Below are 13,154 nucleotides of genomic sequence, written 5' to 3'. Positions count from 1 at the left end.
GCTCAACCGGCCTCGACGAGCCACCGGATCCCCTCACCCGCCACCGCCCCGACGCCATTTCTCCCGCACGCCCTGGTAGTCGACCACGAAGATCCCTTCCTCCCTGAGGAGTTCACGGGCTTCGGCCGAGACGAGGAACTCATGGTCGCTCTGCCGGACCCGCCACCCCTCGGGATCAACCGCCCGCGACTGCGCGTCCCCCGGCCCCGGATGCACGGCCCACTCGCTCAGCCCGACCGGAAGCTCCCGCAACAGCCGCGCGTACCGCTCCGCCTTGCCGTCGAGCGGCAGCGAGAAACTGTCGAGAAAGTCATGATCGACAACGGGCAGCCCGCGTACTCGCTGCCGTCCGGCCTCCCCCCAAACCCGCACGGCGAGCCCGTACTCCCTTGCCAGGGCCACGGTCAGCTCGAAAATATCGCCGCGCCCGCCATCGAGCAGGCAGTGCCAGTCAAGATGGGTCGGCTCCAGCCCACCCCGTACGACGGTCTCGACCTGGGCCCGGAACTCCACCTCGACATCCTCGATCCGAGCCCGCGCCATCAACTCCGAACTCCGCTCGGGCGTATAGAGCTCCCCGCGCTCATCGACCAGGGACCCCACATCCGCCCGCGGCGCAACAGGCCCCCGCCCACTCCGCGCCCCCACCTCACACACCAGCGAGAGATGCACCCCGAACGACACCTCGGGCCGCTCCCGCAACAACCGCATGGCCTCTTCGGTCCCACCACAGGGCACCATCAAGCTGCACGACCGGGCGATCCCTCTCTCGATCGCCTCGACAACGGCGGCATTGATCCCCCGATGCATCCCAAAGTCATCACAATTGACAATGAGGACACGCGCATCAGCGGGGAAACCCAACAACTCACTGGCCGGCAATGGAAGTTCCCGTCGTCGCAATGAAAAAATGAGGCCCGGGCCGACAACAGCCCGGGCCCCACCAATGAGTTCAGCCCTTCACGCACACAACCTGCTTCAGCTTCGCCACGACCTCCACGAGGTCGCGCTGCTGATCGATGACCTGCTCGATCGGCTTGTACGCGCTCGGGATCTCGTCCACGACGCCGGAGTCCTTGCGGCACTCCACACCCTGCGTCTGCTCCTCCAGATCCTTTGTCGAGAAGCGACGCTTGGCGGCGTTACGGCTCATGCGCCGGCCCGCCCCGTGCGAGGCCGAGTTGAAGGCCTTCTCGTTGCCGAGGCCCTTCACGATGTACGAACCCGTGCCCATCGAGCCCGGGATGATCCCGTACTCGCCGGAGCCCGCGCGGATCGCGCCCTTGCGGGTGACCAGCAGGTCCATGCCCTCGTACCGCTCCTCGGCCACGTAGTTGTGGTGCGCGCTGATCTCCGGCTCGAAGGTCGGCTTCGCCTTCTTGAACTCCTTGCGGACCACGTCCTTCAGGAGCGCCATCATGAGCGTTCGGTTGTACTTCGCGTACTCCTGCGCCCAGAACAGATCGTTGCGGTACGCCGCCATCTGCGGGGTGTCCGCGATGAACACGGCGAGGTCGCGATCGACCAGACCCTGGTTGTGCGCGAGCTTCTGCGCAATGCCTATGTGGTACTCGGCCAGTTCCTTGCCGATGTTCCGGGAGCCGGAGTGCAGCATCAACCAAACAGAACCGGTCGTATCCGTGCACACTTCGACGAAGTGGTTCCCCGATCCGAGCGTTCCCATCTGCTTCGTGGCTCGCTCCTGACGGAATTTGACCGCTTCGGCCACACCGTCGAACCGCCCCCAGAAGTCGTCCCACCCCGCAGTAGCCAGCCCATGGAACCCTCCAGGATCCACCGGGCTGTCATGCATCCCCCGCCCCACAGGAATGGCCTGCTCGACCTTCGACCGCAGTCGGGAAAGGTCCCCCGGCAGGTCATTGGCCGTCAGGGACGTCCTGACCGCGGACATCCCGCAGCCGATGTCGACCCCGACCGCCGCAGGACACACGGCCCCCTGCATGGCGATCACGGAACCGACCGTCGCGCCCTTGCCGAAGTGGACGTCGGGCATGACGGCGAGGCCCTTGATCCAGGGGAGCGTCGAGACGTTGCGGAGCTGCTGCATCGCCACGTCCTCGACCGACGCCGGGTCCGCCCACATGCGGATCGGAACCTTCGCGCCCGGCACTTCCACGTACGACATCTCGTCCTCATTCCCCCGAAAAACAAACAGAAGTCACAAATCGCAAAACCGGCGCCAAGGTCAACGTTTGGGACAACGGACCGGCGTCCACGGCAGTGCGTGCGATACACATTGTCTCCAGGAGCCGCCCCCGCGCGGCAACTGAATAACCAACGCACAACCACAGGACACCCCGGTCGCGCGCCCAGCGCGGCGACCCGTCGAGAGGAGCCCCACCGTGCAGCGGAAGGCGTACGTACCCGGCGTCGCCGCGCTCCTCGCGGTGCTGCTGGCCGGCTGCACCGGTGGATCGGGCGACGACGACGGCACGACCGACCCGAAGCCGGGCGAATCGGCCACGACGCCGACCGCGGCGCAGCCCGGCAAGTACCGCACGCTCCCCGAGCCGTGCGCCGCCGTCTCGCACAGCTCGCTGGACTCGCTGCTGCCGGGCATCAAGCAGGTCACGGACGAGGAGCAGCGCGAGAAGGCGTACGAGGGCACGGCGACGCAGACGTACGACACGGACCGCAAGGTCGGCTGCCGCTGGAAGGCGCAGTCGACCGGGGCGACGGATCATCTGCTGGTGGACTTCGAGCGGGTGGTCTCGTACGACAACGCGGTCAGCGACGACGACCGTGCGACGGAGATCTACCTGACGCGGGAGACGTCGGCGGACCTTCCGGAGCCGGTCGCCTCGTCGGAGTCGTCAGAGGCATCGGAGCCGTCGGACTCATCGGATTCGTCCGAGTCGCCCGAGTCGCCCGAATCATCCGGCTCGTCCTCCGACGGGAGCGGATCCCCCTCGGGCGACTCCGGTTCCGGTCCGAGCTCCAGCGCCTCGGACGCGGAGAGCGGCTCCGCCACGCCCTCCGACGGCTCCACCCCGTCCGCCCTCCAGCCCCGCACGCTCGACGACCTGGGCGACGAGGCGTTCCTGGACGACGCCCTGAGCAGCACCCGGCAGCGCACGGTGACTGTGGTGTTCCGCACGTCCAACGTGGTCGTGACGATCCAGTACGACGAGCAGCCGGCGACCACGACCGACGTCCCGAGCAGCAAGGACATGCAGGACAGAGCGCGGAAACTGGCGGGTCAGCTCGCCGGGACGTTCAACGACTAGGGGCTCCCGGCAGGGGTTTCGGGCTGGGCGGAACCCGAGTCACCCGTGTCCCGTTCGGCGTACCGTGGCCCCTCGGACCCGACCGAGTGCGGCCGACCGAGGACGCGGCCGTTCGCACGCACACCCAGCGTCTTGAGTGAAGGAACCATGCACCGACCCGCACAGCGCCAGCGTCAGCGACTCACCCGCATCCTTGTCGGCGCGGCCGCCGTCCCGATGATGCTCGTCGCCTCCGGCTGCTCCTCGGACTCCGGCGACGACGCGAAGAAGGACTCAGGCGCCTCGGCGTCGTCCTCCGCGACGGAGGCGGGCTCGGTGGTGAAGGAGGCCGCGTACGCGAAGCTTCCCGAGCCCTGCAAGGTGTTCTCGTCGAAGACGCTGCAGGAAATGGTCCCGAAGGGCGCCAAGTCCAACAAGGAGGGCGAGTCGGGCGACGCGGACACGCGCGGCAACTGCTCCTGGAACAGCCTGGACAACAACGGCGTGGACGGTTCGCAGTTCCGCTGGCTGAACGTGTCCCTGCTGCGTTTCGAGTCGGACGCGACCCGCGGTACGGGCGAGAAGCTGGCCTCGGAGTACTTCGCCAAGCACGCCGAGGACGCGCGCTCGGTCGAGGGTGCGAAGGACACCAAGTCGCAGCCGCTGACGGGGATGGGCAACGAGGCGACGCTGGTGACGTACGACCTGAAGAAGAAGGAAGGCACCTTCAAGCAGCAGACGGTCGTGACGCGGGTCGAGAACGTCGTCGTGACGCTCGACTACAACGGCGCGGGTCTGGCGGGCGACAAGGCCCCGAAGGTGGCCGATCTGACGAAGGCGGCGGAGGAGGCCGCCAAGGAGGCCGTGGAGGCGGTCCGGACGGCGAACGGGGCCGGCGGCGGCTCCGCGTCCGGCGGCAGTACGGCGCCGAGCAAGAGCCCGAGTCCGAGCAAGAGCGCGGGCCAGGGCTCGGACCTCGGCAAGGATTCGGGAACGAGCAAGAGCCCGAGCAAGTCGTCCACGAAGAAGAGCTGACGGCCGTTCCGGCAATCCGGCCGGGGCCCAACTCGCGGCCGGACCAGGACATTTGCAGCGGCCCGGCCTCTTTGGGGGCCGGGCCGCTGCCGTACTGCGCGCCCGGAGCCCGTACACATGTGCCACTCTGTTGCGCGCAACAGGTCGTCATGGGAGGGGAGTACGGGTGTCCGCGCCTATGGAGCTCACGAAGACGCACCGGATTCTCATCGGGGTGGTCGTCTTCGGAGCCGTCGTCATCGCCGGAATCGGCTTCGCCGGTTCGTACGCCGCGGTGCGCGAACTCGCCCTCCAGAAGGGCTTCGGGAAGTTCAGCTACGTCTTCCCGATCGGTATCGACGCGGGAATCTGTGTCCTGCTCGCGCTCGATCTGCTCCTGACCTGGATCAGGATCCCGTTCCCGCTGCTGCGCCAGACGGCGTGGCTGCTGACGGCGGCGACGATCGCGTTCAACGGCGCGGCCGCGTGGCCGGACCCGCTGGGTGTCGGGATGCACGGTGTCATCCCGATCCTGTTCGTGGTCTCCGTGGAGGCGGCGCGGCACGCGATCGGCCGGATAGCGGACATCACGGCCGACAAGCACATGGAGGGCGTGCGCCTCACCCGCTGGCTGCTGTCCCCGCTCCCCACGTTCCTCCTCTGGCGCCGGATGAAGCTGTGGGAGCTGCGCTCCTACGAGCAGGTCATCAAGCTGGAGCAGGAGCGTCTCGTCTACCAGGCCCGGCTGCGTTCGCGCTTCGGCCGTGCCTGGCGCCGCAAGGCGCCGGTCGAGTCCCTGATGCCGCTGCGGCTGGCGCGTTACGGCGTGCCCCTGGCGGAGACGGCCCCTTCCGGTCTGGCCGCGGCGGGCATCGAGCCGGCGCTGCTGCCTCCGGCGCCGCAGCCCGCCCTGGAGCCGGTCAACGCGGATTCGGGCCGTCACACCCCCGAGACCGCGTACGCCGTACCGAACGACGCCGCACGTGCCCGGATGCAGCGTCCCACTCCCGAGGGCGACGAGCCCCCCGAGCAGCCGGACTATGCCGAGGCGCAGAATCAGTGGCTGCATGCCCGGGACCCCCAGTCCATCGAGTACCAGGGCGGCTACGACCCGACGTACGACCCGGAGGCCGCGTACGCCGAGTGGTACGGGGAGCAGCAGGCCGAACAGTTCGAGAACCAGCGGCGGTTCGAGGACCCGCGGCAGTTCGAGGACCCGCGGCAGTTCGAGCAGGAGACGTTCCCGCAGCAGTTCGAGGAGCCGCCGGCTCCCGCCCCGGAGCCCTCTCCGGAGGACACCGGTACCTTCCCGATCCCGGCAGGCCCGGGCCGTACCCGTGAAATGGGGGCGGGCGGCGGCACAGAGCCGACCGAGGAGGACTACTACCTGGTCTTCAAGAAGTCGATAGACGGCAGCTACCCGACCTCGGGCCAGTTCAGGGGTGACGTGGAGGCGACGTACGGCACGACGCTCCCGCAGCGCGAGGCCGACCGCATGGTCAACCGCTTCACCAACCGCCACACGGCGGAACTGCAGGAAGACCACATCGCGTAAAACCCGGTGTGGATACGTGGAGGGGGCGCCCGGACATCTCCGGGCGCCCCTCCACGTACTGGCACGTACGGCCGTGCTGCGGCCTGGCGGTCGCCTACTCCCCGAGCAGCTTCCTCACCCGCTCCTGGCCCACCGCGAGGAGCAGCGTGGGCAGGCGGGGGCCGGTGTCGCGGCCGACCAGCAGGTGGTAGAGCAGGGCGAAGAAGGTGCGCTGGGCGACCTTGATCTCCGCCGGGAGTTCCTTGGGCGTGGCGTCGGCGGAGAAGCCGGCCTGGACCTTCGGGACTCCGTACACGAGGTGCGTGAGTCCGTCGAGCGACCAGTGCGAGTCGAGGCCGTCGAGGAGGAGCCGCAGTGATGCGCGCCCCTGGTCGTCGAGGGACTTGATCAGCTCGGTGTCGGCCTCCTTGCGGACGACGGTGCGCTGGTCGGCGGGGACCTGGGTGTTGATCCAGGCCTCGGCCCTGTCGAGCCGCGGCCGGACCTCGTCGAGGGACGAGAGCGGGTCGGCGGGGTCGAGTTCGCTGAGGATGCGCAGGGTCTGGTCCTCGGCGCCGGCGGTGATGTCGGCGACGGAGGCGAGCGTGCGGTAGGCCATCGGGCGGGGCGTCTTCGGAAGCTCACCCGCGGCGGTGCCGACGGCACGCGAGTGCGCGGCGACGTCCGCCGGCAGCGCGGAGCCGTCCGCGACCTTGCCCTCCAGCTTGTCCCACTCGTCGTAGAGCCGCTGGATCTCCTGGTCGAAGGCGATCTTGAAGGACTGGTTGGGACGGCGGCGGGCGTAGAGCCAGCGGAGGATCTGCGGCTCCATGATCTTCAGCGCGTCACCGGGGGTGGGCACGCCTCCCTTGGAGGAGGACATCTTCGCCATGCCGGAGATGCCCACGAAGGCGTACATCGGGCCGATGGGCTGCTTGCCGCCGAAGATGCTCCCGACGATCTGTCCGCCGACCTGGAAACTGGATCCGGGCGAGGAGTGGTCGACGCCGGAGGGCTCGAAGACAACACCCTCGTACGCCCAGCGCATCGGCCAGTCGACCTTCCAGACCAGCTTGCCGCGGTTGAACTCGCTGAGCCGCACGGTCTCCGAGAAGTCGCACGCGGTGCAGGTGTACGTCAGCTCGGTGGTGTCGTCGTCGTAGGCCGTGACGGTGGTGAGGTCCTTGCCGCAGTCGCCGCAGTAGGGCTTGTAGGGGAAGTACCCGGCGGAGCCGGTGCCGTCGTCGTCGGCCGCCGCGCCCGACCCCTCGGCGGCTTCGAGCTCGGCCTCGTCGACGGGCTTCTGCGACTGCTTCTTGGCCGGGGCCTTCTTGGTCCGGTACTGATCGAGGATCGCGTCGATGTCCCCCCGGTGCTTCATCGCGTGCAGGATCTGCTCGCGATACGTGCCGGAGGTGTACTGCTCGGTCTGGCTGATGCCGTCGAACTCGACGCCCAGCTCGCCGAGTGCCTCGACCATGGCGGCCTTGAAGTGCTCGGCCCAGCTCGCGTACGGGGAGCCCTTCGGGGCGGGTACCGCGGTGAGGGGCCTGCCGATGTGCTCGCCCCAGGAGTTGTCAACACCCACGACGCCGTTCGGCACCTTCCGGTACCGGTCGTAGTCGTCCCAGGAGATGAGGTGCCTGACCTCGTGGCCCCGGCGGCGGATCTCGTCGGCGACGAGGTGCGGGGTCATGACCTCGCGCAGGTTCCCGAGGTGGATGGGTCCGGACGGGGACAGTCCGGACGCGACGACGACCGGTTTGCCCGGGGCCCGACGCTCCGACTCCTCGATGACCTCATCCGCGTAACGGGAGACCCAGTCGGTGGTCTCGGTGCTCTGAGCCACGATCGGCACGTCCTTCTTTCCTCAGGAGGTGTCTTTGGCCGGCGGTACGGTTCGCACGGCTGACCGCCCCATTCTCCCAGCTCGCCCCGCATCCACGAAAACGGCTTTTCACCGCCCCCGCCGCCCCTACCCGTTCCCGTCCTCTGGGGGCTCCGCCCCCAGACCCCCGCATCGGCCTGAACGGCCTCGTCCTCAAACGCCGGACAGGCTAGTAGTTAGCCCCTCCGGCGTTTGAGGAGCGGGGGTTCGGGGGCAGCGCCCCCGAGTAAGGGACGGGAATGGGTAGGGGCGGCGGGGGCGAAAACTCGCTTTACCCCCATGGGATACTGGACGGATCCACCCGTACCCACGAGGAGAACGGCACCCACCCCATGGCCTCGGTCACGTCCCTCACCGCCCACGTCCACCAGCGCCTGGCGGACGCGCTCACGGCAGCCCTGCCGGAGACCGCGCCCGCGGACCCGCTGCTGCGACGCAGCGACAGGGCGGACTTCCAGGCCAACGGAATCCTCGCCCTGGCGAAGAAGGCGAAGGCCAACCCCAGGGACCTGGCGACGCAGGTCGTCGACCGCCTCGTCAAGGGTGACGTGATCAAGGACATCGAGGTCTCGGGCCCCGGCTTCCTGAACATCACGATCACGGACCGGGCAATCACGGAGAACCTCGCGGCCCGCGCCACGGACCCGGCGGACCGCCTCGGCGTCCCGTTCACGGAGAACCCGGGCACGACGGTCATCGACTACGCCCAGCCGAACGTGGCGAAGGAGATGCACGTAGGCCACCTCCGCTCCGCGGTGATCGGCGACGCGGTCGTCCAGATCCTGGAGTTCGTCGGCGAGACCGTCGTCAGGCGGCACCACATCGGCGACTGGGGCACCCAGTTCGGCATGCTCATCCAGTATCTGGACGAGCACCCGCACGAGCTGGACCACGAGGCCGCCGAGGACGGCGCGGTGTCGGGGGAGGAGGCGATGTCGAACCTCAACCGCCTCTACAAGGCCGCCCGCACGCACTTCGACTCCGACGAGGAGTTCAAGACGCGCGCCCGGCGCAGGGTGGTCGACCTCCAGGCGGGCGACCCGCACACCCTGGCCACGTGGCAGAAGTTCGTGGACGAGTCGAAGATCTACTTCTTCTCGGTCTTCGAGAAGCTGGACATGGAGGTCCGGGACGCGGACATCGTCGGCGAGTCGGGCTACAACGACATGCTGGACGAGACGTGCCGCCTCCTCGAAGAGGCCGGCGTGGCGGTGTGGTCCGAGGGCGCCCTGTGCGTGTTCTTCGACGACGTCAAGGGCCCGGACGGCAACCCGGTCCCGCTGATCGTGAAGAAGTCGGACGGCGGCTACGGCTACGCGGCCACGGACCTCTCGGCGATCAGGGACCGCGTCTTCAACCTGAAGGCGGACAACCTGATCTACGTGGTCGACGCCCGCCAGTCCCTGCACTTCAAGATGGTCTTCGAGACGGCACGCAGGGCGGGCTGGCTGAACGGCGACGCGAAGGCGGAGCAGCTGGCCTTCGGCACGGTCCTCGGCAAGGACGGCAAGCCGTTCAAGACCCGTGAGGGCGAGACGATCCGGCTGGTCGACCTGCTCGACGAGGCGATCGACCGTGCCACGGCGGTGGTCCGCGAGAAGGCCGAGAAGGTCGGCCTGGCCGAGGACGAGATCGTCGAGAACGGCCGGTACGTCGGGATCGGCGCCGTGAAGTACGCGGACCTGTCCACGTCGGCCGTCCGGGACTACAAGTTCGACCTGGACCAGATGGTGTCGCTGAACGGCGACACGAGCGTGTACCTCCAGTACGCGTACGCCCGTATCCGGTCGATCCTCCGCAAGGCCGGGGACGCGCGTCCGCTGGCCCACCCGGAGCTCGCACTTGCCCCGGCGGAGCGCGCGCTGGGTCTGCACCTGGACCAGTTCGGCGAACTGCTCCTGGACGTGGCGTCGGGGTACGAGCCGCACAAACTGGCCTCGTACCTGTACCAGCTGGCGTCGCACCTGACGACGTTCTACGACCAGTGCCAGGTGCTGAGCGACGCGAACCCGAAGGAGGTCGTCGAGAACAGGCTGTTCCTCGTCGACCTGACGGCCCGCACGCTCCACCAGGGCATGGCCCTGCTCGGCATCAGGACGCCCGACCGCCTCTGATCGTCGTCCGAGCTCCACCGGCAGCCACCCAAGACCCGGGCGCGGCCCCTCACCACGGGGCCGCGCCCGGGTCTCGGCACATACGACAACCGGCCCGGCCGCTTCCCCCGTTCGGGTGAAGGAAGTTGAAGGCGTACACGACAGGCGGACCCCCGCGATAGAGGTGACCCGTGCGGCGACAGAGGCCCGCATATGCCACTGGCCTCCGTCCGCGCTGACCTGGCAATCCGTACGAGTGATGGCCAAAGGTTGAGGTGCTCGGGCGCACCCCGGAGTATGCGATGCTGCGGGGCGCAAACCCCAACTCCGGGGAATCCAGAGCCCTGTTGGACCGCACTGGGAGCCCAATGAGCACTGCACTTCCCTTCTCCGTCACCCCGGCCGTCTGGATGGTGTTGACCCGTGCTGCCACTCGTTGAGACCGGCGAAGAGCTGGACGACATGGTCCGCGACGAGGCCCTGTTGCGGCCCGCCGTCATGGACCTGTGCGAGCGCCTCGGGGTGGCCGTGAAGCCGCTGATCCGCTTCATCGAGGGTTCCCTGCCGGTGTACTCCGTCGGTGCCGCGCACGTCGTCAAGCTGTTCCCCGCCTTCGAGAAGATCGACGCCAGGCGCGAGGAGCGGGTACTGAGCCATGTGTACGGCAGGCTGCCGGTTCCGACGCCGCAGGTGTACTCGGCGGGGGCGTACAAGAACGGCTGGTCGTTCGTCCTGATGTCCCGGCTGCCCGGCGAGAGCCTCGCCGACGCGTGGCCGCGGATTCCGGCCGCGGAGCAGGACCGTATCGTCACGGAGGCCGGCGAGACCCTCGCGGCGCTGCACGCACTGAACCCGGCGCCGCTCGCGAGCTCGATCGGCCCCTCCGACTGGGGCCTGTTCGTCGACGCGCAGCGGGCGAACGCGGTGGAGCAGCAGCGCGAGGCCGGCCTCTCGGACACCTGGCTGGAGCAGATCCCGTGGTTCCTGAGCTCGGTGCCGCTGACCCCTCCGGCACGGCGTGTACTGCTGCACACGGAGTTCATGCGCCAGCATCTGACCGTGGACCCGGACGGCTGGCGCCTGACCGGCCTGTTCGACTTCGAGCCGGCGATGATCGGCGACCCGGCGTACGACTTCGTGGGCGTCGGGCTGTTCATCTCGTGCGGGGACCGCCGGCTGCTCAAGCGGTTCTACGAGGCCTACGGGTGCCCGCCGATCGACCCGCACACGCTCATGGCGTACACGCTGCTGCACGTCTACAGCAACCTCCCCGGCTATATGAGCATGCTGCCCGAGCCGCCGGAGCCGACGCTGGACGCGCTCGCCGAGACATGGTTCGGCACCGACTGACGGCCCCCGGAACGGGGCTGCCGCGAAGGGCCGCGCGCTGTCGGCCCTGGTCGGCGGCGGCCCCCGCGGGCGTTGTCAGTGCCGGGTCCTAGAGTCACGGGCATGGCGACTCTTCCGAACCAGCTGCCGACGCTGGCGGCCGACCCGACCGGCCGCTCGCTCGGTCTCGACCTCCCGCCCGGGACGCTGCTCGACACGACGGTCGACGGCCCCTGGGACGAACCGCTGCTGTGGCGGGCCGACGCTCCGGCGGCGCCGGGCGACTGGCTGCGGCTGGCGTCCGCGCGCCGCACGGCGGGCCTGCATCCGGTGCTGCTCGGCGCCGACGCGGACAGCGAACCCCACCCGGACAAGTGGGAGCTGGATCCCGGCCTCGCGTCGTATCCGGGCGACCACGACGCGGAGGAGGTGCTGGCGGACCTCTGGGAGGAGTGCGCGGCCGAGTCGGAGGACGCCGACTGGCCGGGCCTCGCAGCGGCGGGCCCGCCCGGCGCCGACCCGGACGAGCGGGCGGCCGAGGTCGCCGACTCCCTGACCAGCGGCGGGAGTTGGCTGGAGCGGGCGCACCTCGCCCTCGTGCCGGCCCGCCGCAGCGCGGACATCCCGGCGGCCGTCGGCTGGTGCGGCCCGGTCAACCACCTGGACGACGTGGCGCCGCTGTGCGCGGTCCTCCGCTCCTGGGAGGACCGCTTCGGCATACGGATCGTGGCGATGACCTACGACCAGCTGGTCGTCTCCGTCGCGGCCCCGCCCCGGACCCCGGCCGAGGCCGAGGCGGTCGCCGCCGAGCACTACGCGTTCTGCCCGGACAACATCGAGCAGAGCGGCCACGGCTCCCTGCGGACGTACGCCGAGCACGAGGTGCTCGGCGCACGCTCCTGGACGTTCCGGTGGGACTGAGCCGGGCGGCCCTGAACTCCGGGCCGACTTGAGGGCTCAGGGCTTGCGGCTCGGAACTCGCGATTCAGGGCTCGCAATTCAGGGCTCGCGACTCAGGGCTTGCGACTCAGGGCTTGCGGCCCGTGACCGCGTACACGTTGATGTCCGCGTCCGTCACGTCGTTGATGTCGCGGTACCTGACCTTCTCGATGTCGTCGAGGCCGTCGAAGTAGCCGGGCTCGGGCTGCTCGGGGACGGGTGCCGCGTTGTCGGGCCGCCAGTGGTGGGCGGGGACCACACCCGGCTCGTCGACCTCCAGGCCGTTCTCGGTGAGGAACCGCTCGACCTCCGCCTTCGAGCGCAGCACGAAGGTGAAACCGCGCTCGGTGTACGTCCGCTGGACCGCGCGGATGTTCTCGGCGTTGAGGTCCTCGGTGAGATGGCTGAGCACGAGCCGGCTGCCCGAGGGCAGGGCGTCGATCAGCTCGCGCACGATCGGGTAGGCCTTGTCGTCCTCGACGAAGTGCAGGATCGCCACGAGCGCGAGGGCGACCGGCTGGTCGAAGTCGAGGGTCTTCGCGGCCGCTTCGAGGATCTGCGCCGGGTTCTCCAGGTCGGCGTCGATGTAGTCGGTCCGGCCCTCGGGCCCGCTGGTGAGCAGGGCGCGCGCATGGGCGAGGACGACCGGGTCGTTGTCGACGTACACGACCCGGGAGTCGGGGGCGAGCCGCTGGGCGATCTGGTGGACGTTCTCCTGGGTCGGCAGACCCGTGCCGATGTCCAGGTACTGCCGGATGCCCTCTTCGCCCGTCAGCGTGTTCACGGCCCGGCGCAGGAAGTCGCGGTTGTGCCGGACGTCCAGGTAGCCGCGCGGGTTGGCCGCGAGCGCGGCGGCGGCAGCGGCCCGGTCGACCTCGTAGTTGTCCTTGCCCCCGAGGAAGACGTCGTAGACACGTGCCGGGTGTGCCTTGGTGGTGTCGATCCTCCTTCTCAGCTCTGCGGGGTCCTGGCTGAGAGCATCACCGGGCATAGGGCCTCTCCCTGGAGAGTCGCGTCATTAAAGGAGCAACAACCTAACTCTCGGGGCGACTTGATAGTGCCCCGACCGGCAGATCGGCTGTGCGAATCGCGTCCGCCGGGTTTTGCCGACCGCCCGGCCGGGAAAGGAG

At 69.1% G+C, this 13,154-nt stretch carries 10 protein-coding genes; 6 read left to right on the top strand and 4 right to left on the bottom strand.

Going from position 1 to position 13,154, the window contains the following annotated elements; genetic code table 11:
* Nucleotides 1–33: 33 nt before the first annotated feature.
* Nucleotides 34–882, bottom strand: coding sequence for a carbohydrate deacetylase (locus ACZ5VQ_RS20740; RefSeq protein WP_469106171.1), 849 nt, complete (start codon nt 880–882; stop codon nt 34–36).
* 70 nt (nt 883–952) lie between these two features.
* The gene (locus tag ACZ5VQ_RS20735) at nt 953–2,146 is read right to left on the bottom strand and encodes an RtcB family protein (protein WP_469106170.1); all 1,194 of its coding nucleotides are present in this window, start codon (nt 2,144–2,146) and stop codon (nt 953–955) included.
* A gap of 217 nt (nt 2,147–2,363) precedes the next feature.
* Between ACZ5VQ_RS20735 and ACZ5VQ_RS20730 the strand changes: the two genes are divergently transcribed.
* From ACZ5VQ_RS20730 to ACZ5VQ_RS20720, 3 genes are all read left to right on the top strand, one after another.
* Entirely contained in the window at nt 2,364–3,248 is an 885-nt protein-coding gene (locus tag ACZ5VQ_RS20730; protein ID WP_469106169.1) for a DUF3558 domain-containing protein, read from the top strand.
* Between the two features lie 147 nt (nt 3,249–3,395).
* The gene (locus ACZ5VQ_RS20725) at nt 3,396–4,262 is read left to right on the top strand and encodes a DUF3558 family protein (RefSeq protein ID WP_469106168.1); all 867 of its coding nucleotides are present in this window, start codon (nt 3,396–3,398) and stop codon (nt 4,260–4,262) included.
* A gap of 178 nt (nt 4,263–4,440) precedes the next feature.
* Nucleotides 4,441–5,796: a DUF2637 domain-containing protein gene (locus ACZ5VQ_RS20720; RefSeq protein ID WP_469106167.1), complete on the top strand. Its 1,356-nt coding sequence runs from the start codon at nt 4,441–4,443 to the stop codon at nt 5,794–5,796.
* Between the two features lie 94 nt (nt 5,797–5,890).
* Here ACZ5VQ_RS20720 and lysS read toward each other — a convergent pair whose 3' ends face one another.
* Nucleotides 5,891–7,633: a lysine--tRNA ligase gene (lysS, locus tag ACZ5VQ_RS20715; RefSeq protein WP_469106166.1), complete on the bottom strand. Its 1,743-nt coding sequence runs from the start codon at nt 7,631–7,633 to the stop codon at nt 5,891–5,893.
* A 362-nt stretch (nt 7,634–7,995) separates the two neighbouring features.
* On the opposite strand from lysS, the gene argS reads away from it, so the two are divergent.
* From argS to ACZ5VQ_RS20700, 3 genes are all read left to right on the top strand, one after another.
* On the top strand, nt 7,996–9,777 hold the full coding sequence (gene argS / locus ACZ5VQ_RS20710; protein ID WP_469106165.1) for an arginine--tRNA ligase: 1,782 nt from the start codon (nt 7,996–7,998) through the stop codon (nt 9,775–9,777).
* A 402-nt stretch (nt 9,778–10,179) separates the two neighbouring features.
* Nucleotides 10,180–11,106, top strand: coding sequence for a phosphotransferase family protein (locus tag ACZ5VQ_RS20705; protein ID WP_469106164.1), 927 nt, complete (start codon nt 10,180–10,182; stop codon nt 11,104–11,106).
* Nucleotides 11,107–11,208: 102 nt separating this feature from the next.
* The gene (locus ACZ5VQ_RS20700) at nt 11,209–12,006 is read left to right on the top strand and encodes a DUF4253 domain-containing protein (RefSeq protein ID WP_469106163.1); all 798 of its coding nucleotides are present in this window, start codon (nt 11,209–11,211) and stop codon (nt 12,004–12,006) included.
* Nucleotides 12,007–12,112: 106 nt separating this feature from the next.
* Here ACZ5VQ_RS20700 and ACZ5VQ_RS20695 read toward each other — a convergent pair whose 3' ends face one another.
* Nucleotides 12,113–13,015, bottom strand: a complete 903-nt coding sequence (locus tag ACZ5VQ_RS20695; RefSeq protein ID WP_469106162.1) for an SAM-dependent methyltransferase — start codon at nt 13,013–13,015, stop codon at nt 12,113–12,115.
* Nucleotides 13,016–13,154: the final 139 nt, after the last annotated feature.

It is taken from the genome of Streptomyces sp. NPDC033178, from assembly GCF_055577685.1.
Note: the sequence above shows the minus strand (reverse complement) of the source record. Positions and strands in the feature narration are given on the sequence as shown.